At 34.7% G+C, this 26495-nt stretch carries 22 protein-coding genes; 6 read left to right on the top strand and 16 right to left on the bottom strand.

The features are described from left to right. From ccoN to R2Q16_RS16905, 8 genes are all read right to left on the bottom strand, one after another. Positions 1-2142, bottom strand: a complete 2142-nt coding sequence (gene ccoN / locus R2Q16_RS16940) for a cytochrome-c oxidase, cbb3-type subunit I (protein ID WP_316738862.1) — start codon at positions 2140-2142, stop codon at positions 1-3. A 63-nt stretch (positions 2143-2205) separates the two neighbouring features. Further along, complete coding sequence (gene ccoS / locus R2Q16_RS16935) at positions 2206-2388, bottom strand: cbb3-type cytochrome oxidase assembly protein CcoS (protein ID WP_316738861.1); 183 nt, start codon at positions 2386-2388, stop codon at positions 2206-2208. Next, positions 2385-4769, bottom strand: coding sequence for a heavy metal translocating P-type ATPase (locus tag R2Q16_RS16930; protein ID WP_316738841.1), 2385 nt, complete (start codon positions 4767-4769; stop codon positions 2385-2387). Before R2Q16_RS16930 ends, ccoS begins: the two co-directional genes overlap by 4 nt. A 33-nt stretch (positions 4770-4802) precedes the next feature. Further along, positions 4803-6152, bottom strand: coding sequence for an oxygen-independent coproporphyrinogen III oxidase (gene hemN, locus R2Q16_RS16925; RefSeq protein ID WP_316738811.1), 1350 nt, complete (start codon positions 6150-6152; stop codon positions 4803-4805). Then, complete coding sequence (locus R2Q16_RS16920) at positions 6149-6580, bottom strand: lactate dehydrogenase (protein WP_316738810.1); 432 nt, start codon at positions 6578-6580, stop codon at positions 6149-6151. Before R2Q16_RS16920 ends, hemN begins: the two co-directional genes overlap by 4 nt. A gap of 478 nt (positions 6581-7058) precedes the next feature. Then, on the bottom strand, positions 7059-8090 hold the full coding sequence (locus R2Q16_RS16915; protein ID WP_316738808.1) for a response regulator: 1032 nt from the start codon (positions 8088-8090) through the stop codon (positions 7059-7061). Positions 8091-8105: 15 nt separating this feature from the next. Then, positions 8106-9299 (bottom strand): PAS domain-containing sensor histidine kinase, encoded by a 1194-nt coding sequence (locus tag R2Q16_RS16910; protein ID WP_316738806.1) that lies wholly within the window; start codon positions 9297-9299, stop codon positions 8106-8108. A gap of 22 nt (positions 9300-9321) precedes the next feature. Next, entirely contained in the window at positions 9322-11145 is a 1824-nt protein-coding gene (locus tag R2Q16_RS16905; protein WP_316738804.1) for a hypothetical protein, read from the bottom strand. Positions 11146-11336: 191 nt separating this feature from the next. Here R2Q16_RS16905 and R2Q16_RS16900 point away from each other — a divergent pair, with 191 nt between their 5' ends. After that, the gene (locus R2Q16_RS16900) at positions 11337-11723 is read left to right on the top strand and encodes a LytR/AlgR family response regulator transcription factor (RefSeq protein ID WP_316738803.1); all 387 of its coding nucleotides are present in this window, start codon (positions 11337-11339) and stop codon (positions 11721-11723) included. 54 nt (positions 11724-11777) lie between these two features. On the opposite strand, the gene R2Q16_RS16895 is transcribed toward R2Q16_RS16900, so the two are convergent. The 6 genes from R2Q16_RS16895 to R2Q16_RS16870 all read right to left on the bottom strand — a co-directional run bounded on the left by R2Q16_RS16895 (position 11778) and on the right by R2Q16_RS16870 (position 18075). Beyond that, a complete protein-coding gene (locus R2Q16_RS16895) occupies positions 11778-13085 on the bottom strand; it encodes an HlyD family secretion protein (protein ID WP_316738802.1) in 1308 nt (435 codons plus the stop codon). Beyond that, positions 13075-15273 carry a peptidase domain-containing ABC transporter gene (locus R2Q16_RS16890; protein WP_316738801.1) on the bottom strand — a complete coding sequence of 733 codons (2199 nt, stop codon included), beginning with the start codon at positions 15271-15273 and terminating at the stop codon, positions 13075-13077. The genes R2Q16_RS16895 and R2Q16_RS16890 overlap by 11 nt, the downstream gene beginning before the upstream one ends. Further along, positions 15273-16355 carry a grasp-with-spasm system SPASM domain peptide maturase gene (gene gwsS / locus R2Q16_RS16885; protein WP_316738800.1) on the bottom strand — a complete coding sequence of 361 codons (1083 nt, stop codon included), beginning with the start codon at positions 16353-16355 and terminating at the stop codon, positions 15273-15275. Before gwsS ends, R2Q16_RS16890 begins: the two co-directional genes overlap by 1 nt. A 175-nt stretch (positions 16356-16530) precedes the next feature. Then, the gene (gene gwsG, locus R2Q16_RS16880) at positions 16531-17439 is read right to left on the bottom strand and encodes a grasp-with-spasm system ATP-grasp peptide maturase (RefSeq protein WP_316738799.1); all 909 of its coding nucleotides are present in this window, start codon (positions 17437-17439) and stop codon (positions 16531-16533) included. A 117-nt stretch (positions 17440-17556) separates the two neighbouring features. Then, on the bottom strand, positions 17557-17787 hold the full coding sequence (locus tag R2Q16_RS16875; protein ID WP_316738798.1) for a TIGR04139 family peptide modification target: 231 nt from the start codon (positions 17785-17787) through the stop codon (positions 17557-17559). A gap of 33 nt (positions 17788-17820) precedes the next feature. Then, the gene (locus R2Q16_RS16870; RefSeq protein WP_316738795.1) at positions 17821-18075 is read right to left on the bottom strand and encodes a TIGR04139 family peptide modification target; all 255 of its coding nucleotides are present in this window, start codon (positions 18073-18075) and stop codon (positions 17821-17823) included. Positions 18076-18467: 392 nt separating this feature from the next. Here R2Q16_RS16870 and R2Q16_RS16865 point away from each other — a divergent pair, with 392 nt between their 5' ends. The 3 genes from R2Q16_RS16865 (at position 18468) to R2Q16_RS16855 (ending at position 21483) form a co-directional block, all read left to right on the top strand. After that, positions 18468-20390, top strand: coding sequence for a histidine kinase (locus R2Q16_RS16865; protein ID WP_316738794.1), 1923 nt, complete (start codon positions 18468-18470; stop codon positions 20388-20390). A gap of 5 nt (positions 20391-20395) precedes the next feature. Then, complete coding sequence (locus R2Q16_RS16860) at positions 20396-21142, top strand: LytTR family DNA-binding domain-containing protein (RefSeq protein ID WP_316738793.1); 747 nt, start codon at positions 20396-20398, stop codon at positions 21140-21142. Positions 21143-21243: 101 nt separating this feature from the next. After that, complete coding sequence (locus R2Q16_RS16855; protein WP_316738791.1) at positions 21244-21483, top strand: hypothetical protein; 240 nt, start codon at positions 21244-21246, stop codon at positions 21481-21483. A gap of 2 nt (positions 21484-21485) precedes the next feature. Here the strand turns inward: R2Q16_RS16855 and R2Q16_RS16850 are convergent, their stop codons facing one another. After that, positions 21486-21716: a hypothetical protein gene (locus R2Q16_RS16850; RefSeq protein WP_316738790.1), complete on the bottom strand. Its 231-nt coding sequence runs from the start codon at positions 21714-21716 to the stop codon at positions 21486-21488. A gap of 523 nt (positions 21717-22239) precedes the next feature. Here R2Q16_RS16850 and R2Q16_RS16845 point away from each other — a divergent pair. Both R2Q16_RS16845 and R2Q16_RS16840 read left to right on the top strand, forming a co-directional pair. Then, positions 22240-22392, top strand: a complete 153-nt coding sequence (locus R2Q16_RS16845) for a hypothetical protein (protein ID WP_316738789.1) — start codon at positions 22240-22242, stop codon at positions 22390-22392. 166 nt (positions 22393-22558) lie between these two features. Beyond that, positions 22559-24634, top strand: a complete 2076-nt coding sequence (locus tag R2Q16_RS16840) for an FUSC family protein (RefSeq protein ID WP_316738787.1) — start codon at positions 22559-22561, stop codon at positions 24632-24634. A gap of 10 nt (positions 24635-24644) precedes the next feature. Here R2Q16_RS16840 and R2Q16_RS16835 read toward each other — a convergent pair whose 3' ends face one another. Then, complete coding sequence (locus R2Q16_RS16835) at positions 24645-26294, bottom strand: carboxylesterase/lipase family protein (RefSeq protein ID WP_316738785.1); 1650 nt, start codon at positions 26292-26294, stop codon at positions 24645-24647. Between the last annotated feature and the right edge of the window lie 201 nt (positions 26295-26495).

Raw genomic sequence — 26495 nt, 5'->3', positions numbered from 1 at the left:
TTATTGATTAGATGGAATACTTTCTTTATTGGTTTTGATATCGGTCCCTAAGCGTTGCAGATAAGCTATCATGGCAATAATTTCCCTATCGCTGTTCACTTTAATGTTATTCTGTTTCAGCTCAGTAGATATTTTTTCTGATTGTTGTTTTAAATCATCATTAGCGATACGGTCAAACCCATCTGGATAAGGTACACCAAGCGTTTGCATCGCCCTGATTTTTGATGGAGTTGTAGAGATATCCAATGTTTGATTTACCAACCAAGGGTAAGGCGGCATAATACTTCCCGGCGACATGGATGTTGGGTCAACCAAATGGTTGAAATGCCACGCATCAGAGTATTTGCCACCTAAACGATGTAAATCAGGCCCGGTACGTTTACTTCCCCATAAAAACGGGTGGTCGTAAACAAATTCTCCGGCTTTGCTGTATTCGCCATAACGTTCGGTTTCAGAACGGAATGGCCTAACCATTTGCGAGTGGCAGTTTACGCATCCCTCACGGATGTATAAATCTCTTCCTTGCAGTTCTAAAGCGGTGTAAGGTTTTACACTTTTAATGGTTGGTACATTCGATTGAATGGTAAATGTTGGCATCATTTCTACCATACCACCGATTAAAATGATGATTAGAGAAAGCACCATAAATTTCATTGGTTTGCGCTCTAAAACACGATGCCAGGTTTTATCCATCGGGTTAGTTTCTACAATAACTTTTTCCAAAGCCATTGCTTCTGCGTTTTCGTTTGCAACCAATTTGCCTTTTAACATTGTTTTGGCAAGATTGTAGGCCATCACAATTGCTCCTGTTAAGTAAAATGCACCTCCAACAGCTCTGAAAACATGCATTGGGATAATTTGTAAGGTTACAGCTAAAAAGTTTGGGTACTTTAGTAAACCTTCAGCTGTAAACTCTTTCCACATTAAACCTTGTGTAAAACCTGCCCAGTACATCGGCACAGCATAAAATAAGATACCCAAAGTGCCAATCCAGAAATGGAAGCCAGCCATTTTTTTAGAATACAATTCGGTTTTATAAATACGAGGAATTAACCAATATAAAACCCCAAATGTTAAAAATCCATTCCAGCCTAATGCACCTACGTGTACGTGTGCAACTATCCAATCGGTAAAGTGTGCAACTCCATTAATTTGTTTTATAGATAGTAAAGGTCCTTCGAAGGTTGCCATGCCATAACAGGTAAGTGCAACCACCATAAATTTAAGAGTAACATCCTCTCTTACTTTATCCCACGCACCTCTAAGTGTGAGCAAACCATTAATCATACCGCCCCAACTTGGTGCAATCAGCATAATTGAAAATACTACACCTAAAGACTGTGCCCATCCCGGTAAGGAAGAATATAACAAATGGTGCGGGCCGGCCCAGATGTAAATAAATATTAACGACCAAAAGTGCAGAATACTCAATTTATATGAATAAACAGGTCGATTTGCCATTTTTGGAAGAAAGTAATACATCATTCCTAAATATGGAGTAGTTAAGAAAAATGCTACGGCGTTGTGCCCATACCACCATTGCACAAGTGCATCCTGAACGCCAGCATACACGTAGTAACTTTTCATAAAAGAGATTGGTAACTCGAAAGAGTTTACAATATGCAATACCGCAATGGTTACAAATGTTGCAATGTAAAACCAAATGGCTACGTATAAATGGCGCTCTCGTCTTTTAAAAATTGTACCAAACATATTAATGCCAAACACCACCCAAATTAGGGTAATGGCAATGTCAATTGGCCATTCGAGTTCGGCATATTCATGCGATGTTGTAAAACCTAAAGGAAGTGTAATTACTGCAGAAAGAATTACAAGCTGCCATCCCCAGAAATGAATTTTGCTTAATGCATCGCTAAACATACGGGCTTTTAGTAAACGTTGAAGCGAATAATAAACGCCCATGAATATTGCATTTCCAACGAAGGCAAAAATTACGGCATTTGTATGTAGGGGTCTGATTCTACCGAAAGTGGTGTACTGATTGCCCAAATTCATGCTTGGCATAAACAGCTGAATGGCAACGATAAGACCAACTGTCATACCGATAACGCCCCAAGCAATGGTTGCAATGCCAAAATCGCGGACAATCTTATTGTCGTAAGTAAATTTCTCTAACTGCATAATGGATTAAGAAAGGTTTGTTAGTATTTGTATAGCAAATGTATTGGAGTTGTTTACCACGAATTATGATGATGATTGCTTAGAAATATGATGCTCGTCACTTTTATCTTCATCATCAAAAAGGATTCTTACACCTGGTGTGTAAACATCATCGTGTTGACCAGTTTTTGATGCCCAGAAAAATGCAGCCAGAAAGATTAACGCCATAAGCACGCTACAGCCAACCAAAAAGTATAAAATGTTCATAGTTTGTTTTTACGGGCGAAAAAATGCGTGGCTATTGAGGTAAAAGAAATAATAGTGATGGTACTAATTGGCATCAAAACCGCAGCGATTAAAGGATATAGAGTTCCTTGCACAGCATAATAAATACCAATGCAGTTGTACAGAACGGCGATTGCAAAACTGATTTTAACCACCTTTAAGCCATCTTTACTTAGTGCTGCGAAGTTTGGCAACATTCCGATACTTTTTCCTGTTAAAATGGCATCACAGCCGGGGGTAAAGTTGTTAACATTATCCGTAATCGCGATGCCGAAATCGCTTTGTTTCAAAGCGCCGGAGTCATTTAATCCATCACCAAGCATTATAACCTTATTGTTTTTTTGTTGTTCTAATAAAACATATTCAAGCTTTTGATGCGGACTCTGTTTAAAATTGATTTTTGTTTCTTTAGGGAATATATTTTTTAATGCAGCATATTCCTGATTGGTATCGCCAGACAAAACATGAAAGCTGAATTTCTTAGAAAGCCTATTTATAAGTTGAGGCAAATCTGGTCTCCATTGCTGAACGCTTTGAAAGCAGCCTTTGTATTGATTATCTATAACTACATGAACACCATTAATTTCTGTAATGTTGATATTTTTGGGTAGGATGGAAGCGTTCCCTAAATATATTTTACGATTGTGAATGATCCCTGAAATTCCCTTTCCAGCAATTTCAGAATAATTGGAAACTGGCATATAATTATTGCAGTGTAAATTCCTTAAAATTTGCCTGCTTAATGGATGTGATGAATTTCTAACCAAAGAGGCTACTAACATTTGCTCATGAAAATCGAGCATACCAATGAAATTTATATCATTATTTTCTGAGCTGGTGAGCGTTCCAGTTTTATCGAAAATTATAGTGTTACATGCTGCAAAGGCCTCAATTGCATCCGTATTTTTAACATAAAAGCCTTTCTTGTCAAAAATTGATAAAATTGCAGACAGTGTAAAAGGTGTACTTAAAGATAAAACGCAAGGGCAGGCCACTATGATTACGGCTGTAAATGCTGCCCATGCTTTTTGTGTATCACTTTGTAAAAGCCAATAACCTGTTGCAATAAATGCAATTATAAAAACACCAAGACTGAAATATTTGGCAACACTATCGTTAAAATTTTGCTTTTTTCGATTCGCCTGATAGTTTTCGTTGTTCCATAAACCTGTTAAATAACTTTGAGAAACAGGTTTAATCACTTCAAGTTCGATTGCTTCGGCCGTTTGACGGCCGCCTGCGTAAATAATTTCGCCTAAAACTTTGTGTATAGGGTCAGATTCTCCGGTTACGAAACTCATGTCCATCCAGGCATCGCCCTTCATTAAAATTGCATCAGCAGGAACAATTTCTCCGTTTCTTATCCATAATCTATCGCCAATAGCCACATCTTCAATTGCTACCGGAATTTCCTTGCCGTTTTTTATTTTAGTTACCGCAATTGGGAAATAAGAACGGTAATCTCTATCGAATGAAATGTGATGATAAGTGCGTTGCTTAACCCATTTTCCCATTAATAATAGAAATACCAATCCGGTAAGGGTATCTGCAAAACCTGGGCCTGCATCGAAAATAATATCAAAAGCTGTGCGGAGAAACAATACTGCAATAATTAATGCAAGCGATGTATCGAGGTTAATTTGCCTGTGCTTTAAACTTGTAATGGCCGATACGAAATAATCTTTGCCGCAATAAAATGCTGCAGGAATACAAAATGTTAAATTTAGCCAGCCAAAAAGTTTTTGAAATTGTGCTTCAAATCCATTTAAACCAAAATACTCCGGGAAGCTGAAAAGCATCACATTTCCCATTAAAAAACCGGCAACAGCAATTTTTTGAATCAGCGTTTTATTTATCGATTTGCTGTTTTCTTTAACAACATCTTGCAAACTGATTAAAGGTTCGTAACCAATATCGGCCAGTGTTTCAACCAGTTTTCTTAATGATATTTCTTCATGTTTGAAACTAATGGTGACCTGACGCTTTAGAAAGTCGATTCTCGATGAAAAAATAGCTTCATTTATTTTGTAGAGATGTTCTAAAAGCCAAATACAAGAACTACAATGAATTGCAGGAATGTAAAAGGTTACAATGCTTGCCTTTTCATGCTGATAATCCAATAGTTGTGTAATTATTGAAGGTTCTTCGAGGTATTCGAAATGGCTGTTGTTTTGAATACGTTTGCCAGGACTATCATTGTAATTATAGTAATTGCAAAGATTATTATCCGATAAAATTTTATAAACACTTTTACATCCGGCGCAGCAAAAATCATGGCTATCCAAGCTGTGTTTAACGTTATCAAGTGTATCTCCACAATGGTAACATAGTGTTTCGGCGGTAATTTTATTTGAATTTTCCATAACCGATTAATTAGATGATGGTTTTAAAAACTACTAAATGGAATAACTGAACATCTGAAATGATGGCTTCTTCTCCCATAAACGTTCATCAAAAGCCATACAGATATTCCTCAAAAACGGCTTGCCAATATTTTTTACCACCAATTTATTTTCATTTAAATCAATCAACCCATCATCAATTAGCGGCACAAGTTTATGGTGTGCGGATTTCGGAATTCCGCTAGTAAAATCACTTTTGCCACTACACATAATTTCGGTAATCTGTTCCCGTATTTTTGAATCTCTGGGCGTTAAAATGTGTCCTTTCTCTATTGCGAAATGGCCATTATTTATGCTTTGCAGATAAGATTCGACTGTTTTAGCGTTTTGTGCAAAAGCATTTAAACTATCGCTGATGGATGAAACGCCCAACCCAATAAGCAAGCTAGTATGTTGATGTGTGTAACCCATAAAATTTCGGTGCAAGCGATTTTGCTGTTGGGCGATAAATAAGTTATCGCTTTCTTTTGCAAAATGATCCATTCCAATTTCTCTAAAACCAGTTTGCAGCAGCATACTTTTACCCAAATTGTACAACTCAAATTTCATTTCGCTGTTAGGCAAATCTTGCTCGGTGTAATGTCGTTGACCAGGTTTTAACCAAGGCACATGCGCATAACTGTAAAAGGCAATCCTATCGGGATTTATTTTCATTACCTGATTTAGCGTGTTTTCCAATCCCGCTAAAGTTTGAAACGGAAGCCCATAAATTAAATCGAAGTTTACAGATTGATAACCGATTTTGCGGGCAAGGTTAGTGATGTGTTCTACTTGCAGAGGTGTTTGATAACGATTAATCATCAGCTGCACTTGCTCGTCAAAATCCTGAATGCCTAAACTCAAACGGCGAAAACCCAAATTGTATAAAGCTTGCAAATGTGCTTCGCTCGTATTATCCGGATGTGCTTCGAAAGAAAATTCAGCATCGGCAGTTGCTTCGCCATTCTGCAAAATGCTTTCGATTAGGCGTGTTAAATTTTCTGCACTAAAGAATGTAGGTGTTCCGCCACCTAAATGAATTTCTTTAATTTTAGGTTTTGTGCCCAAAATATTAAGATACAGTTGCCATTCTTTTATCAAAGCATCAATGTATGGCATTTCTACCTTGTGGTTTTTCGTTATACGCGTGTTGCAACCACAATAAGTACACAAACTTTCGCAAAAAGGCAGGTGAATGTAAAGGCTAATACCTTCTTCCTTATTATTATCAAAGTTATGTTTAACCGAAAAAAGCCATTGGTTTAGGTCGAAATTATCTACATCCCAAAACGGAACCGTAGGATAACTGGTATAACGAGGTGCGGCAACATTATACTTTTTTAGCAGGTGTAAAGTATCCGTCATTTTTGGTTTAATGATTTGACCACACCGCAATTATTCTGGCAACAACATGCGCTTCCAACACATTTTCCTGCCGCCCAATTATCAAGGTTTTTGATAACACGGTTCATCCTGTCTAAAGGATTTTGCCCATCCTTTAAAGGAACATTTGCAATTTTTAAACCTGCTTTTGCTGCTGATTTTAAATCAAGATGGCTGGTTTCAAAAGAAGAAGTTGCGATGTATTTTACACCGAGTTCTTTCAGTTTATTTACGATTTGATCATCAACAATATCATTGTTAAAAACAAGCAGCGTTTCTTTTCCTGCCGCGAAAGCAATCGTTTCAAAAGACAGACTATTGGCAATAATGGTTATATCATGTTTTTTATGGTTGGCGAGTACCAAACATTCTTTTTCATGGGGCTTAATGTTGTACGCAATGGCTTTCATAAACAAATTTTTAGTCCTCAAAACTATAATTTGTCAATGCTAGGAGGGGTGAGGTCAGTCAGCTTAAAAAATGATATTCATCAGAAAATGAGCATTTCTTGAAATCTAAATTATATCATTAAGTTATAGAATAACGTAAATATTCATCATATTTCCACTTTTCCATCTGCTTTTATGTTTTTGTAAAGCAAGACTGTAAGCATTTATTTACGTTCGCCCCGTTTTTCGCTTAATCTTTTTTGCCAAAGTTGGTGTTTGTTTATCGTGTGGTAAACAAAAAAGGATATCGCTGCAACCGGGTTTATAAAACTTCTGTCGTGCTAATATTTCAACATTTATGCTGCGTCAAGATTACTTCCCAGAAGTATCTGAATAGGCTGTGCTTCAAAACGATGCTCCAATTTTTGTCATTGTGAGTAGGAAGAAAGAAGCAATCTTATTCTTTTTGTTTGAAAGAGAACGAGATTTTAAAGGAAATTTATTGCTTAATACTTCTCAATTTGCTTAAAGAGAGAATTTTTATCGCATTACCACTTTTTTCAATCAGTTTTTCTTCCTTAAAATCTGCAAGCATTCTGCTTACGGTTTCGCTTGCTGTGCCAACAATTGCCGCCAAATCATCTCTCGAAATTTTAATGGTTGCTTTATCATCCACAATCGAATCGAATTTTTCTGCAACCTGAACCAAGGCATCGGCAACACGTTTTCGAACCGAAAAATAGGCGAGTTGCAGCATTTGATTTTCCTTATCGCGAATGTTACCCGAAAGTAAGCGTATAAATGCCGCCGACATGGGCTGATGCTGGTATAAATAATCAGTAAACTCGGTTTTCGGAATCAAAATGATTTCACTATCGGCAAGTGTTGCAGCATTATCTTCGTAAGCAGTTTCGGTAAATAAACTTTCGTAACCAAAAAAATCACCAGGCTGGTAAAGTGCCGAAGAAAGTTCACGGCCATCTTTAAATCTTTTATAAGTTTTAACCTGACCTTTCTTTACATAGTAAACGTGTGTAGGCTGGTCTTCCTCAATATAAATTATCTGTTTATTGGCTAACGTTCGGTTTTTCCCCTTTTTAATTAAATCGGCAAAAAGCGTTTGGGTATCGCTATTTTGCTGATTGAAATTAACACTCGTTGTCGATTTTTTTAATCGACCTTCAATGGCATTTAGTAATTCAATATCATCAAATGGTTTGGTTAAATAATCATCAGCGCCCATTTCCATTCCTTTTCGCATATCGGCTCTTTCGCTTTTTGCGGTAATAAAAATAAATGGGATAGAGGCTGTCCGTGGATTTTTATGCAAAAGATATAGTACGCCATAACCATCCAATTCGGGCATCATAATATCACATAAAATAATATCTGGATGGTTCTTAGTGGCCAATTCTACACCAATTTTCCCGTTAATTGCCGTAAAAGTATTATAACCAGCTAACGCTAAAATTTCGGCAGTGCTTTCACGGATATCATCGTTATCTTCAATTATTAGAACTTTTTTACTCATGGTTAACTGCAAAAATTAATGGTTTTTAAAAGGAATTTTTAAGCGGATTGTAGTGCCGATATTTTGTGCGCTTTCTAAAGAAACTTCGCCTTGCATTAATGAAACATAACGTTTTACAATGTTTAAGCCTAATCCAGTTCCTGGTATACTTCCAGTATTGTGGGCCCTGAAAAAAGGTTCGAACAGGTTTTGCTGGTCAACTTCTGGAATGCCAATGCCGTTATCTTTTATTTCGATTAGCAGTTCATTATCCAATAAAATACTGTTAAACTGAATCATGGTGTTTTCTCCAGAATATTTTACAGCATTTGAGATTAGATTGATAATGCAGTTTTTTAACAAGTTATTATCTAGGTTTACCTCGGCCGAAGTTCCTTTGTGCTCATAAATAATGTGTTGATCTTGCTTACTAATTAACTGCATTTCTTCAACAATTTCTTCCGCAAAACCAACAATATTAAACCGAATAGGATTTACCTCAACTCTTCCGGCTTCGAGTTTTTCCAGCGATAGGAAATCGTTTAAAATGGTAGTAAGATTGCCAACTGCATTTTTAATTTTTCCGGTATGTTTCTCTATATTTTCAGTATCGAGTTTCGGAATGTATTTATCAATTAACGTTGCCGATAATTGAATTGAACTCAATGGTGTACGAAACTCGTGAGAAGCCATTGAAACAAACCTGGTTTTTAACTGATTTAGTTCTTTTTCCTTCTCGAAAAGTGCATTAACATGTTCTTTCGCAGATTGAAGTTCGGAAACCAGTTTCACCAAATCTTGCGTTCGATCCCTGATTTTATCCTCCAATTCTTCAGTATAACTTAAAATACGAGCTTCGTTTTCTTTAAGTTTGCTCAAATCGTGAATAAATCCGGTGTAGATTTTTCTATCGCTAAATTTAACCTCGCTAACGCCTAAACGAAAGGGAAATGTAGAGCCATCTTTGCGCTGTCCGGTTACTTCTCTGCCAATACCAATAATTCGTTTCTGTCCGGTATCGTTATAGTGTTTTATGTAAGAATCGTGTTTTTCCTTATCGGGAGCTGGCATTAAAGCCGAAACATTTTTACCAATTAATTCAGCATTGCTGAAACCAAAAAGCTTAAGTGCTGCGGGATTAACATGTTCAATAATTCCTTTATCATCAATTGTTATAATGCCATCGATGGCGTTTTCTATTATCGCACTTAGTAACCTGGCTCTATCCATATCAATTTTTTGTGGCTTATTTTTAATCTTCAGCTTTGCACAAATTTAATAATTGAGGTGTTAAATTACTCATTTGCATTACAGCTTTTTCGAAAAGCAGCACTTGTTCTTTGCTCCATAATTTTAAATCTGCGTCTGCTTTTTGTATGCTGCCGCGATAATAATCAATCCCTTGCATAAGCTGATTGTGGAATTTTTTTAGATAATCTACTTTTTTGTTGGTTTGTATAGCCGTTGAAATATTGCTGGCGAAATTTTCAAACTCTTTGTTTAAATAATCGATGTATAATTTTAATTCCTTCGTAAATAAATTCGGTCGGTTAATACCATCGAGCAAATTTACCCTTCCATAAATATTATCAACCATTTCCTTTAATGTATATTTTTTTGAGAAATAGGCGAGGTTTGGCCCCGGGCAAATACTTACAGCTTTACTTTCTTTAGGCTTTAATAAATCGTATTTTATGTAGGTTGAGCTACATAATCCTTCACACAAGCAAATTTTTTCTGTTACTTCATTTCTTTTTTTTGATAATTCCACAGCAGATAAATTAGCCGATTTTAGCGATTTAATTTTAAGGTTTTGATATTTTCTAGATGCTGTACAAATCGGTTCGATAGTAAATTCTGTATTACTGCATAAATACTTTTTGGTACAAGGGCTACCTGGTCGGTTTTTAGCAATTCTATCTAGCCTTTCGGTTTCGGCTGTACTTTTTCTAAAATTATTAAATGGTACACCAAGAGGTGAAGAATTGCTAAGGTAAAAATCATTTTCTGTAGCATTAATTAGTTGATTTAAAGTTTCATCGTCAACCGTTGTCGCTTCATCAACCAATAAAAATGGACTTCCCCAACCGGTAGCATCTAGATTGTAGTTCGTTATTAAATGCTTTTGTTCATCGCTAGTTCCAATTCCACCTTGTGCAGTTATTCTTTGCTCAAGAATGTTATCTATGTTATAGCCTTTTAAATTTAATGCCGTTTGATAAATGATTTGAAGCTCGTTATAAATTGTTTTTCTTGAGTTCTTGAATTCTTGTAAAATTGGTCCCAGTAACAATCCTTCTGTAGCAAAAGCATGTCCGCCGCAGTTTAAACCCGATTCTATTCTAAATTCGGTAACCCATAAGCCTTTTTTGGCCAGCATTTTTGCTTGCACATTTGCCGACCTAAAATCGCTAACCTTTAAGATAATTTCCTTGTTAAACTTTCCGTTTTCATCTGGATAAAAATCATTAAATGTTTCAATATAGCTGTACAATTTTGGGTTTAACCCTGCAGAAATAACAACCGAAGATTGTAAGTTACTATTTGCATAACCTCTTAACGCAGCCAAAGCATCACTGTTTTCAGTCCCTAAACTAATGCCGTTTATAAAATTGATTTTATCAACCTTCGCCATAATGTTTACATCAATTCTACCAGCTTTAATTTCGTTACGAAGCTGTTTTTGCATTGCTGTTTTTTTCTCCAAATGATTTTCTAAAAGCATCGCAACGTAAAATAATTTAATTGCAGCCTTGGGCGGTTGCAGTTCGAAGTATTTTGTAATTTCTGTGCCTGGTTCGAAGTTTTGCTGCTTGATACTTTCTATTTGATTGTCAACCAGTTTGCTGATTAAATTTAAATAAGCCGTAATTCGTTTTGCCCGGTAATCATCTTCTGATTTTGAAATCGCAACATAATTTTCATTATTCTGCTTAGCATGATGCTGCCTCATTCTTTCGCAAAGTTCATCATCAACAATCGATAAAACCGAAGAAATACCAAATTTTGCAACCTTAAGTGGTGTATCGATAGAGTAGGCTAGTCCGAGTACTGGTATATGAAAAGTATGTGCCATTATTGTTTTGATTGCAAAGAAAATTGATTTTGCTTTTCAATATTATGACAGAAGTCATTTTTTGAATTGATGTAGATTATATTCTATGTAAAATCTATTAGCTCCTATAAAATGAACGTTTACAACTTATAATTGTAGTATTTGTAATACTTTTTAAGAACTTTTAGAAAAGTTTATTGTTTGAATATTCAATGAAAAACTCTGAATTATATCATTGCGTTCTTGTAGACGATGATAATACGTTTTTAGACCTTATGAAAGGTTACATTAGCCAAATACCTAAACTTAATTTGATAAAAAGTTACGATTCGGCATTATTGGCAATTCAAGAAATTAAAAGCCAGCAAGAAATCGATTTTCTATTTTTAGATATAAGAATGGATGTTTCGGGTATCGATGTTGCTCGGATTTTAAGAGATAAGGTTAAATTTATCGTTTTTATGACTTCTTACGATGAATTTGCATTAAATGCATTTCAAGTAGGTGGCGACCAATATTTAACAAAACCAATTCACTTTCCGAAGTTTTTAGAAACTGTAAATCAAGTTTTAAGGAGAAATAATGCCGAAGTGGTTTAGTGGATATTAATCGGATATTGAATAACGTAATTAATACTGATTTCAATAAATATCTCATTCTAATTGATATCCGGTCAGCTTTCTAAGCTGGTAAAAGAATCGTTCGATTAATCTTAAATCCTGCGTTACAATTTCTGCATTGCCTTTCAGTTCTTTATCAAATGGCAAAATTTTTTGATACGATGTTTTCAATCCCTTTGGAAGTATTATATCCACATAATAATTACCTTTTTCATCTGGATTAAAAGATATATTTTGAACCTTTCCTTCAATTATTCCATATTCTTGAAAACGAAAATTATCTAATTTTACCAAAACTTTTTCTCCCTTAGATATCTTTCCGGAATTGGTTGCAGCAACCAACATTTTCCCAAAAAGTGTTTTGGTATCGTTTGGCAAAACAGATAGGATGGGCTCTCCTCGTTTTACGAATTGATTTTCTGACCAAAACTGCTGAAAACTTGCAATACCATTAGTTGATGAAATAACCAAGTAGCTCTGTTCCCAAGCCCTTAACGAACGTCTTAATTGTTCAAAAAGTTGCATAGTTTGAGAAGCTAAATTCATTTTATCTTTTTCTGCACTTATGCTTGTACCACTTTTAGCTTTATTAAGATTGGAAATGGCTTCTTCTGATTGAGATAGGGATATATCAATATCTTCTAAACTCTGCTGCGCTTGTAGAAACTTAATTTTCTCTGTTTCAAATTCAAAAGTAGAAATCACCTTTTGATTGAGGAGTTGTTGTGCTCTTTGATAATTTTTTTTAACCAAATCAAACTTAGATTGTTCGAGAAATTTTTGCCTTTTCAACGTTGCAATTCGTTTTTTATTTACCTGTATGTTTTGTTCGGTAGCAATGTTTTCCGGATGGTAAGGTTTAAGTTTAGCAAATAACTTTTCATCTTGAAAAGCCTTTGCGAAGGCATTATAGTCATTTTGAAGTTCACCTAATTTATACCTCGAAATCTGTTCAATCGGAAATGAATTTAAATGATTTGTTGAAATAGAATCGATAACGTTTTTAAGCATTAATACGTCCTGGTAATTCGCCGTTGACTGCAGCACCATCAGTAGCTCATCTTTTTTTACTATTTGATGGTCGGTTATAAATATTTTTTCAATTTTGGAATCTGTTCTAAATTGTAATTTTTCAGGTGGGTTTTGTGAAGTGATAACAATTGTTGCGGGTACAAACTCAGGGTATTTGATGAAATAGCTCATCAAAAAAATCATTATTAAAATGGCAAGTATAACCATATTTCCCCAGCGAAACATCCAATGTGGTGGTTCTGATAGAACATCTTGCACAGCTTCCGAACGAAGTTGCACTTCATCCAATTTATCACGTTTAGTTTCCAAGTTCCAGCTGATTTTTAATTAAATTATAATATTCTCCTTTTATAGCAACCAGTTCATCATGGCTTCCTTCTTCTATAACTTTTCCCTTAGCCAGCACAATAATTTTATCAGCATGTTTAACAGTTGATAATCTGTGCGCAATCACTACAGCATTTTTACCTCTAAAAAAATGCTCCAGGTTTTGGACAATTACGCTTTCATTATTTGCATCTAAAGCACTTGTTGCTTCATCAAAAAAAATATAATCTGGAGATTTATATACTGCTCTGGCAATAAATAACCTTTGCTTTTGTCCGCCACTTATGCCTAAACCTTCGTTACCAATTTTGGTATTATAGTTTAGTGGCAATTCCTCAATAAAATTTTGAATGTTTGCAATTTCAATTGCTTTTCTCAGCTTCGTTTTATCTACAACATCTTCGCCAATGGCAATATTATTGGCAATCGTATCATTAAATAAATAGCTTTCCTGCATCACGACACCACAAAGATTTCTCCAGTGTCGTGGAGCGATATTTTTCATATCCGTATTACCGATTTTAATGTCGCCGCTATTTGGTTCGTAGAATTTGGTTAACAATTTTAGTAATGTGGTTTTGCCACTACCACTTGCACCAACAATGGCTGTTGTTTTTTGATGAGGAATGTTCAGGTTTAAGTTCTGAAACACAAAATAATCTGAGCCGGTATATCTGAAAGAAACATCATTCAACTCAATATCTTTCTGAGCTATTTCCGTAACATATTGATTTTGGGCATTTTCTTCATCCTCTTTATTATGAATTTCACCTAATCTTTCGAGCGAAATTTTAGCATCCTGCGTTTGCCTGATGAAATCAATTAATTGATATAAAGGATTATTAAGCTGCCCGATGATGTATTGAACAGAAAGCATCATCCCCAAGGTAAGATTACCGCTTAATACTAATTTTGCAGCCAGAAAACTGACTAAAATATCTTTTATCTGATTAATAAAGCCACCACCAACAGATTGCCATTGCTCTAGCGAAAGCGACCTGATTTTTATTTTAAATAACTTTACCTGCAAAAATTCCCAATTCCAACGTTTTTGCTTTTCGGCGTTATGCATTTTAATTTCCTGCATGCCATTTATCAATTCTATCACGGTGCTTTGCTCTTGCGCCACCTGAGAAAACATTTTATAATCTAGGGCTTTTCTTTTCTTAAGAAAAAAGCTAATCCATCCAATGTAAAGTATTGCGCCAAATAGATAAACGAGAAATAACCTGTAATCGTAAAGTAGTAGTACAATGCTGAAAATTAACAGATTAACCATCGAAAATAATGTATTTAATGATGAATTGGTTAATAGCTGTTCTATTCTGTGATGGTCGTTAATTCTTTGCATAATATCTCCAGTCATTCTCGTATCGAAGAAACTAATGGGTAAACGCATTAACTTGATGAAGAAATCAGATATTATGGAGATGTTTATACGAGTGGAGAGGTGTAGTAAAATCCAGCTTCTGATGATTTCGATGCCCATCTTTCCGACAAAAAGCATTACCTGGGCTAGTAAAACCAAATAAATGAAGTTAATGTCTTGATTCTGTATACCAACATCAACAATACTTTGCGTTAGAAAAGGGAATATGAGCGATAATAAACTGCCAGCTAATAACCCAACTGCTAATTGTATTACAAGCGATTTATACTTTAACAGATACCTTGATAGAAAGGAAAAACTTGTTTTACTTTCCGTTTCATCAAACTCATTTTTGTAAAAGGCCGGACTTGTTTCCAAAATAAGGGCAACACCTTCTTCCGTATTGTCGCCAGCATTTTCACCAATCCAATGTTTTATAAATTCAGCCTTTTGGTACTTAATCAAGCCATAACCCGGGTCGGATAGATATACATTTTCCGCACTATCAATTTTATAAACAACTACAAAATGATTTTTATTCCAATGTACAATACAAGGCAACGGCGCATCTGCAACTAATGTGTTAAAATCGATTTTTACCCCTAGACTTCTGAAACCCAAGCTTTCTGCTGCATTACTTAACCCAAGCATACCACTACCTTCCCTTGTCGTTTCAGAAAGTGCCCTTACATGCTGTAGAGAAACAGTTTTATTGTAATGCTTAGCTATTATACGTAAGCAAGTTGGGCCACAATCTTTGGCGTCGGGCTGTTTGTAAAAAGGAAATTTTTTAAGCGCCATTAACTAATCGATTGTAAAATTCCATAATGGTTAATCATTGTTCTTTTTAAAGGATTTTTACTCCAATCTTGCCATTCATTTGTGTATGGATTGTAACCACATTTTAAAGGTTTTGAAATATCCAAACCATTTAAATTCAGATGACTTTGCTCCGTGTAAGCTCTACAATCGGTGCATACATTTCTAAATTCACAGTCTCTACAAACTTCAATATCATTTTTAGTTAAGTTCCAATATTGTTTAAAGCCATTTTGCTCTAATGCTTCTTCTAAAGTTATGTCGTTTATATTTCCAAAACTTTGCATCATCGCCGGACAGTTTTTAATGTTACCGTTTATGTCGATGCCGATTTTTTTATGCAAACATGAATTGTGGTTTATGGCTTCTAAAATTTTCGATTGATTAGTATTGAAATATTTTAAATCAACTTTTCCACAGAAATTTAACTTTATCTGCTCTTCGCAAAAATTGATATTTATCCTTAAAGATTCCGTTGAAGGATACGTTTTGGATAAGCAATTGTAGAATATCACATTCGTAATTCGGGCTGTAATATTGTCGAGTTCGATTAAAAAATTATTATTTAAAAATTCTGGAACTGGGGTGTAAATCTCAATAGTTTGTAAAAGAGAATCAGCATAACAATTTTCAATTTCTTTATAATCATTGATTGATAAAGGCTGATTACATAACAGAACCATATGTTTTATACCTAAATTATCTACAGAAAAAACGAGCTTTTGAAGCATATCAATATTTTCCATTTCGATAAAAATGTTCGATATTTCTGTATAATCATTATAATTTAGGGAAAGTGGAATGAAATTTTTATCCCACGTATCAGCAGTTATGAAGGCGTATTCTTTTTGAAGGAGAAACTCAATATATTCGTTTATAAATTTGATGGATTCAGCATCATAATTTGAGATGAGTTCATCTATAGATTGAGTTTTAAATGTTTCAATCAAATCAAATAACTCTAAAGGCAAAATTTCTGATGTATTTTTCTGTAAATCAGAAATTAAAATTCTTTTTGCGCCTTTAGTTATGAATACATTACTGTATAGATTTAAATACCTCATAAAATTCTAACAAGTTGCTTAAAGGGTGGTAATTGATTTAAGAAGTTTGATTGAATTTTGCCGCATTTGACGTAATTTATGTTTTTAACAAACTTGTCTTGAATATGCCTATCTCTATAAACTTCCATATACTTATAGGTTAAGGGTAGTTTTTTTACCTCATCAAATGCTATTTTCATAAAAACTCAGCTATCTCTTTTTCTAATGAATAATTACAAATAGCAGAAAGTCCTAAAAATTGGCCCAATGGGTTAATTTCAAGAAAATAGAATTTGCCATCTTTCCCCTTAATGAAATCGGCAGAACCACAATTCACATCCAAAGTCATAAAAAGATTATTTAATTTGTTTTCAGTTTCTACAGGTAGTTTGTAGGGTATATTTCGGTTTGGGTTATGCTCATTGTATTTTCTATGATCTATAGTGGTTTGCATATCATTTTGCGATATAATAGCCGTAGACCATATTATACCGTTTAAATAAAAGCTCCTGATTTCGTATTCTTTTTCAATTTTTTGCTGAAAAAAGGTAGGAAAAAATGAATCCTTTTCAGGTTTAGAAATTACAGCAGTGTATAAAATGCCATCGTATCTTTCATCAACGGCATCCAAAATTATATTCTCGGTAAAAGACTTTGTTATCATTTTATTTATGATAACATCATCAGTATTTTCTGCTAAAAAATATTCTGGTACATTAAGGCCTGCATTTTTAGCTTCCTCTAATACCAATAATTTATTTAAGTTGCTGTTGCTTTGCTTGTTAATGTGTTTTTTCGATTCTAGTTTTTTAATTACGTAGTCTTCCAACCAATAGAATGCTTCATTCATATTTCTATCAATAGCTTCGTTATTATATCTTTCACGATTAAACTTTAATCCTCCACCACGTCGATACCAAATACTGGAGATATCATCTAAATAAAAGCTATTGATGTTACTTTCTAAAAAGAACTTCTTTTTAATAATCTTTATTTCAAAAATCTCCTCTTCATTCACTCTGATGTAGCTCTTTTTCATTTTATTCAGCCACATGACAACTTCATTCGTTGTTGGCTCCAAATGTGATGATAGGATTAATATCATTCTTGATTTTTTTTAAATTGAATCAATATCCTTTTTTAAAAGCGATGGGTTAAATAAGTTTAAACGGTTACTTCAAATAACCTGAAATAACCGTTTAAACTTTTAGCTAGCACGGTTCTAGTTTCCTATATCCGAACTTGGACCTGCAACGGCTAATTGGCAACTTCTACCAATGTATTTGCCACCATTACTTTCGTAAGCGTCATATTCTACAGAGCCGCTTGGGTATTGACTTGGACAAGCAAAATTTGATCTAATTAAATATAAACCACCTTGAACTGCTTGCAAGTTTTCAAGCTTTTTGTTTTCAAAAGAAGAAAGGCTCTTCAATCCGTTTAATTTTTTCATTTCGTTTAATTTTTAAATTTGGAAATTGTTAGATTAACACACAGAATTGCATGGTGCACATGGTCCGGTACCTTGGCCAGCAACGCGGTGGTAAGTTCTACCTTGGTACGTACCCTGACCATTTGTTCCGCTGTAGTGGTCATATTCTACACAACCTTCACCAACATTAACGTTCGATCTAATTTCTGTGTAACCACCAGCTAAACCACCTTTAAGTGAATTTAGGTCTGTAAGCTTTTTGTTTTCTAATGCAGAAAGGCTTTTTTGCATTCCTTCTAAATTTTTCATTTTTGAAATTTTATAGATATTAATTAGCGCCAACTTTACCCTGGCGTTTGGGTTCTGTAAATCTAAAATCGCCATGTCGATTTTGGCTTACAACAGGTAGTTGATATGCGTGAGCTTCCAGTATTTTTTCGTAAATCTTTTAGGAATATTCGCGAAATTGCATTGCGAAGAAATATTTAGATTCCAGTCTGTTATGATTTAATAGACGCCGTGATTTGACAAGAGCATTCTTTTTAAATTTCCAGATAATCATCAAAAAGATGCAGATATAGATTGAAAGCCAGCAGATATTTGCTTAGTATTTTTTTTAGTCTTTACTATTTATATTTTAGGAAATAAACGAAAATGACATCTATCTATATTGGAAGATAAATGGCAGAATATTTTGAAAAATGAGTTTCAATAAAATAAAAATTTTAACCTTTCTGATTTTAATCTGTCTTTTGATTGTTGTTTCATGCAAGGATAAAAAGCATAATAAAAGTGCAGTAACTTCTCCCAGTCATCCTGCTGAAAGGAAAAAAGACTATGTGGGTTTAGTCATATCTTTCGATTCTGTACCATCAACATCAATAAAAAAAATAGTGCTTAAAGAAGATAGTCTTTTGAGCCAAATGGCTAATCATAAAGCAAATCCATATTATTACTATTTTAAGGCCAGACGATTTGTTTATGAGAAGAAAATCGATAGTGCAATTGCGACCTATCAATTAATCAAGCCTCGACATAACAATGAAGACCTTAATTTTTTAAAGCTAGTTAGCCTTCTAAACTTAAAAATGAGCAGTGGCGGGATGGTCGAGCCGAACATGATGGACACAATTTTTACGGCCTTAAAAGCATCTGAACAAGCCAAAAGTAGATTATCCTATCATTTTTATGATTTGCTGGCCCGAGCATATTTCCAGAATGGGGAAGACAAAAAATCATTGGAATACGCAGCCATTTACTTTAAAAACCATCCATTCAATCATCACTTGGCAATTAAACAACGTTATTACGATATCTCATTTTTATTGGCTTCGAGATTAGAGGACTTTAAAAAAATGTCGTTTTATAATAATAAAGCAAGGCAATTGGCATTGATAATTCACGACAGCCTTGCAATAGCCAGAACGTATGATAACGAATCTCAAATTTACAGCAAACAATTGCTTACAGCCAAGGCGGTAATCAGCAGTAAAATCTATTTTAGCTATCTTAAAAAAAGCAACAATCTTAATGATGTTGCCTATAATAATCTCGGAACTGCCTTTAGCCGGAATCAACAACCAGATTCTGCAATTAAGTATTATAAAGAAGGTATCGCTTTAGAGAAACAGGATGTATCGGGCAAAAGAAAAAATTACCACTTCAATGGATTAGTTGAAGCATATAAAATGAAAGGAGATTTTGCAAATGCACTTGATGCTGCAGACTCTGCTTACACAATTGAAATACGGAACCTTAAAGCAATTGAAGCGGGTAAAGTGGCAGAGATGCACGAAAAATATGCATCAGAAAAAAAGGATGTCAATATTGCTGAATTAAATGCCAGAAATAAGCTTAACGAAACTATTATTAAACAACAGCGTTGGACGATTTTTTTAACGTTGATTATTTTTATAGGCGTGCTCTCTTTTTTTTACATTATATATAGACAACAGCGACTAAGAGAAAAAAATAAGCTGCTTAAGTCCGAAAATCAGCGTTTAAACGTTGAACAAAAAATGCTTCAGGCGCAGCTAAATCCACATTTCATTTTTAACTCGATTGCTAATTTGCAGAGCCTTATTGCTTCTGGCGCAAACGGAGAATCGGTATTATACCTTAAGGCTTTTTCGGGCTTACTAAGAGGGATTTTAGAACAAAACCGGAAAGATTTTATCGAAGTTGACGAAGAAATCGGCTCATTAAATAATTACCTACAATTACAAAAAATGCGTTATTTTGACGTATTTGATTATAGAATTACAGTAAGCGATGATTTGGACACATGTGAAACATTAATACCGCCAATGCTTCTGCAGCCTTTCGTAGAAAACGCAATTGAGCATGGTTTCAGAAATATTTCTTACAAGGGTTTATTGGTGATATCCTTTAGTGTAAAGGGAGCATTTTTGATGATTGAAATTGATGATAATGGGATAGGCTTACATAAAAATAATAATGAAAATAGAAGTAAACAGTCTCTGGCTCAAATTATATTAAGGGAAAGAATCGAATTAATATATACGGCTAATGGCCAAAAAGCTCAGTTCGAAGTAAAAAATAAAGTTGGCGCAGCCCAAAGCGGTGTGCTCGTTGCGATACAAATACCATTAACGAAAGATTAACCACTATGAAACTATATATTTTAGAAGATGAAGTTCGGATTTTACAACACATTCTTCAAATCGTTAAAAAGATAGATTATCTTGAAGTTGTGGGTTCGGCAGGTGAAATCGCAATTGCCCAACAGGAAATCCCGGCATTAAAACCCGATATGGTTTTGGCTGATATAAGACTCAAAGACGGTGATAGTTTTCATTTATTTGATATAATCGGCACAGCCGATTTTCAGGTTGTTTTTCTAACTGCATATGACCAATACGCGATTCAAGCCCTTAATTTGGGCGCATTTGGTTATCTGCTTAAACCGATTGATGAAGTTTCATTAGTTACACATTTAAACAAATGTTACCATCATCGCAACCAGGAAGCAATAGGGCAGCAACAACTTTCTATTGCAAAAGAGCACTACCTTGCTCAAGGTTTGGCAGCAACAAAACGTATTGCTTTAAAAAGCCTGGAATATATAGAAGTTGTGGCAATTGAAAATATTTTATTCTGTAAAAGTGATAAAGGATACACCACATTTTATTTAAATAATGGAAATGAGATTTTGGTTTCGAAAGGATTAAAGGAATATGAAAGTTTACTAACACCATTTGGGTTTTTAAGATGCCATCAATCCTATCTGGTTAATTTTAAATATGTTAAGAAATATTATCGTGAGGGCTATTTACAAATGGAGAATAAAGAAAATATTCTTGTTTCAAGTAGAAAGAAAGAGGAAGTTCTAAGGTATCTGGAAAATATCGCTTAATATTTATCAGCTTAAAAACTCAAAACACCTTAGCGTTGTACCTTTTTTTAAACCATACCGAAAATCATACGTTTAATTAGTGTGTTACCTACACTAAGCCTATGAAAAACTTGATAAGAACAGAAACAAGAATTATTAATTTTAATGGAACAATTATTGTTTTAACTGGTGAAAAATTAAACTCAAAGCGTTATGCGGTAAGGATTGACGGCGTTTTTAGCGGTCATCTTGAACAAAAGGAAGATGCTTTTATCCCGTCTTTAGGAAGCCAAATAAAGCCAGTTTTAATTAAAAAGATATGCGAAGTATTAGAGGTTGGTAAGAGCGTTAATGTAAATTAAGCTTAAGCGCTTTGAGCAGTTCCTATCTTTTCGGTTATTCTAAATAACAATTCATCGTTTATAGAATGATCTTCCGATAACTGCCAATCGCCAGATATATGTTCTACATATCCTCTAAAAGCACTATCGATTAATATTCGAAACCTCATCGGATTTTCTTTTTCTCTGTTGATGACGATGGTCTGATCTCCTAAAATCAAAATTCTGGTTTCTGTACTTTTACTACTGAACATAATTGTTAGTTGTTTAATTCGCTGTGTAAGGTGAACAACAAGCATGTTAAATTAATGTTTCTAATATTTTTGTTACAAAATATTGCATTTAATACTTTTAAATAAACTTTTTAAACCCGGTAGGTACAAAACGTACAAATTAATTATTGATTCTTTGAAGAAGGAAATTATTAAATGCAATTTTTATTGCGATTTGAAACCAAAGGAAATTTCATTGACCATCTTTACTGCAAAAGTTCTTTCACCATTATTTTTGTTGGTATTGTGTTGTATGAAGGGCTGTTCAGCGTTTTAATCATCTCACTCAGTGAAACATAAGCATGTTTTACCTTGCCTTTTACAACATTCCAGAAGGAAAATTATGAATTGATATTAAGCCATAGTGAATGTCAGAAGTTAATTAAAATAGTATCTGTAAAGAACTTCTTTTAGTTGAAATGTCGATTTAACTGAAAAAGTAATAATAGCATTTTTAAAACTTTTTTGATTGATTCTGGTTGTGTGATATATAATTCCTCTAGAAATGTCAAAACGTAACTCACAATTGTCAAAACTTACTTTTGATACACCAAAAGATAAGCTATCTTTCATTTGGCCAGTAAGTTTAGTTATTTTACTAATTACTTTAACTTATATTTTCGGACCAGATAATTATTCGTTTTGGTTAGCGCAGTAAGTTGATTGAATCAATATTTAAATGGTTTTGATTAGTTTGCAATTCAATCGCCGGTTTTTTCTTCATAAATCCTAAATCCTTGCCATACTAATTATGGTTTCTTTACATTATTGTAAAGATTAGTGATGTTTATATTCGTATTTTTGCAGCCATAAAATCACTATTTTTGAATTCTAACCAATCCCGTTCATTCGGTCTTAACATCATTTATTTCTTTTTGGGCGAATATTTTTCTGATGCACTCAGAAATACAATTACCATTGTTTTACCCATAATTTTATTCTTTTGGCTAAAACAACCGGAACTTGCTTCAGGAATAGGAGTGGGCGCTTTGCTGGTTAGTTTAACAGACTTTCCAGATAACAAATTCAACAAGTTTAGAACTGCGCTTTATGGAATTATTGTCTTCTTTCTAACTACAATAATTATCTCACTGTCGCTATCTTCTTTTTTATTACTCGCCGTAGTGATGACATTTGCCGCCTTCGGTTTTTCCATGTTTGCGGTTTATGGCAATCGCATGAGCATTATTGGTACAATGGCGCTAATTGTTTGCTGTTTCGTGATGGGGCTTCACCCGAAAAACCCATTCCATTTTAGCTTTTACATGCTTATTGGCGGTGTTTGGTATTATTTGATAAGCTTATTGCAGATTTTTATTTTTCCGTATCGCTCCTTAAACCATGCTATTTTTGAGTGCATAATGAGTAGTGCGGTTTTTCTAAAAGCAAAGGCAAATAATTATGATGTTCATAAGCCATTTGATTCAGCTCAGCGGGAAATTATTAAGCTTCACATTAAGGTAAATCAAAAACATGAGCTTATTCGCAATTTGTTACTAACGGATAAACAAGCCATGAATCCGGATAATAAAAACGGACAGATTTTATTAGGTAGAGCCTTATTACTGATTGATTTGTACGAGCAACTAAATGCGGTTCATTACGATTATGCAAAGGTTAGAACGGTTTTAAAAGAATCATCGCTCGGATTAATGACCCAGCTTTTAAATTTATTAGCCTTTGAATTGGAAGATTTAGCTAGAAACGTAGAGGTTAAAAAAACAGTGGCTGAAAATTCTACCAATCAGCATTATAATAATTTAATAAAACTGCTAAATGCCGAAAAGGAAAATGCAACACCAAGCCAAACGGATTTTCTTACGCAGTTTATGGTGAACACAGATGCCGTTGTTAGAATTTTGAAGCTAATCAGAACACACGCAACAGCTCAGAATTTACAATCAGAAATTGTTGGAAATGTACCAGATTATCCGGCATTCGTTACCGCTGATAAATCCACACTAAGGCATCATTTATCCTTTAAATCGCCATTTTTTAGGTTTTCTATTCGGTTAGCACTTTGTTTTCTTTTTGGCTTTTTATTGATAAGTCAACTCTCTTTGAGTAAATACAGCTATTGGTTATTTTTAACTTTGGTTATCGTTGCACGACCAAAATTTACGGTTACCTGGCGTAGAAATTTACAGCGTTTGGCCGGGAGTTTAGGTGGCATTATTATTGGGCTTGTACTCATTTATTTAATTAAAAGTCCGGCGGTGTTATTATCGTTTTCGGTATTTTTCCTATTAGGCTTTTTCTCCTTCAACCGAATAAATTATACCGTTAGCGTTTTGTTCATTACGCCTGCGGTAATTTTAACTCTGGGCAGTTACCATGGCCATTTCGATCACATTATTCAAGAGCGTATTTTGTTTACAATTTTGGGTTGTTTAATAGCGGTTGTGGCCTCTATTTTATTCCCGATTTGGGATAGTAAGCAACTTCGAGAAAAGATAAATCAAGCGATTAATTATACAAAGGTTTATTTATTAAGCACAGCTGATGCAGGAAGAAATCGCGATAGCGAAACCTTGTTGAGGATGTCGAGGAAGGACGCAAATATTAGTCTTTCGGCACTATCTGAAGGGATTGATTCGGCTAGTCAGGAGCCATTTAGAAAGCGTGGCGATTTAAATCCTTTTTACAACGCACAGTTAATGATTTACCAGATGAATGCCCTGATCACTTCTTTGAACATTTTCGATAGTGGCGTTACGGTGCTAGAACAAGAAATTATCGAGCAGATTTTGAAAAATCTAAATTCTGAAATTGTTGATAATGAAATTTTTACTGTTGATGAGCCAAATTTTGAAAAGCATTTACCACACAAAAAACTGGAGCAAATTCTTTTCTTATCAGATAATTTTAAATCAAACTTCCGGGCAATGAATAACGCTTAGCTGGATTAGATTAATCGGCTACACCAATTTTCTGTAACAATAAAAATCTTGCTCTGGTTGTATCTTGCTCGGTTTCCGCTTTGCTGTTTACACCAATTTTCATAAACCTGGCCGTATTTCCACTTTGTACTATTGGCCAGTTGGCTAAAGTTGTTCCGCTTTGTAAAACTCCGTTAGGGTTAGAATTTTTAATGAAATTTACAAAGTAACCTTGCATCTGGTTTGATACGAGATGGTCTTCGGGTTTCCAATCGTAATTATCCTGAACTTCCAGATTTCCTAAAGCATATTCAATTTCTGCAGCATGGAAAGCCGAACCTGTAATGGCTTTATTAATCAGTCTTTTTAAGATTTTTTCTAAGAAACTGCCCTCATTTATTTCTCTCGATGTTAAACCTGGATGCGGTTGGGCAAATAGATACCGATAAACGGGAGCGGTTTTATTGTTTGCATGTAAATCGGCCAAGCGCCAAGAACCATAATTGATTAGCCAATCGCTACCCAGTTTTGCACCAGCAATCTTTGCTTCTGCTTTTGTGCTTACCGGGTAATATGCGAGAATCTGGTCGGCATTTTCTCCATAAATTCTTTTTACTCTTCTTTTAAAGTTTTCTGGCGTTGCCCGTTTCAATCTATAAAAGGCTAGCGATGGCACTTCATCTGCATTCCACCCAACTAAAAGCGGTACATTGGCTTGTCTGCCATCTTCAAATGTTTTTAACGGAAATTCGGTAAGGAAATAACCGTCAACAGTAGGTTTAAAACGCCGAGGGTCATCTTTAGAAGCAATTTTTAGTAACTTTTTGGCGCTGATTTTACGCATCTCATTAACTGATGATGCTTTTGTGAGCGTTGTAAATTCGGTACCTAATTTTTCTGCTGATTGTTTTGATTTTATCAATCCTCTGGAATCTAAAAGCGAACTGCTTTGCGCAATCGCTGCATTAAAGAGTCCTTTGGAAAGGGGCGAAGTCATGTGTGCGCTAATGGATTGTGCGCCGACAGATTCACCGCCAATGGTAATTTTATTTGGATCGCCACCAAAGGCTGCAATATTATTTTTAACCCATTTAAAGGCTGCAACCTGGTCTAATAAACCGTAATTTCCTGATGCGCCATGTTCAGATTCTTTACATAATTCCGGGTGTGCCATAAATCCGAAAATACCTAATCTGTAATTGATGGAAACGTAAACAATGCCTTGTTTGGCCATGCTCTCGCCATCATAGGCAGGCTGCGAACCATCTCCATGAATAAAAGAACCTCCGTGAATGAAAATGTAAACCGGTCTGCCCTCTGCTGATGAATTTGCCGCCGTCCAAATATTCAGGTACAAACAATCTTCGTTCATCTCCTCAGACCTAAATTCGTATAAGATACCTGATTTTTGTACCGGACGTGGACCAAAGTTTATAGCTTTTTTTACGCCCGTCCACTTTTCCTGAACTTGTGGTGCTTTCCATCTTAAATCCCCAACCGGAGGTTTAGCATATGGAACACCTTTGAATACATGAACACCACTCTTTAGCGTTCTTCCCTCCAATTTCCCATCCAATGTAGTTGCAATAACGCCATTTATTTTGGCCTTTGAGGTTTGGGCAGCAGCAGTAAAGGAAATGAAATAGGACAGGAGGATGGTGGTGAGTGCGTTGCGGAGCATATTTTTTAGGGATAAGTAGTCAGTTATCAGTCAGTGTATTTTTATTGTAAAATACTTTTTATATAGATGATGAAGATGGGGTTTTGTATGTTTCACCCATCTTAAATAATAACTCCAAATTTTTAAGTTTAGTACGATTACGGTACGCTATTTATACTTAATGTTGTCAGTAGATAGTGGTCAGTTGTCAGTATTAAGTAT

This window comes from Pedobacter aquatilis (assembly GCF_032678425.1).
In the GTDB taxonomy this organism is placed as follows: domain Bacteria; phylum Bacteroidota; class Bacteroidia; order Sphingobacteriales; family Sphingobacteriaceae; genus Pedobacter; species Pedobacter aquatilis_B.
The sequence above is the reverse complement of the archived record's forward strand: the minus strand, read 5'-3'. Positions and strand labels throughout refer to the sequence as shown.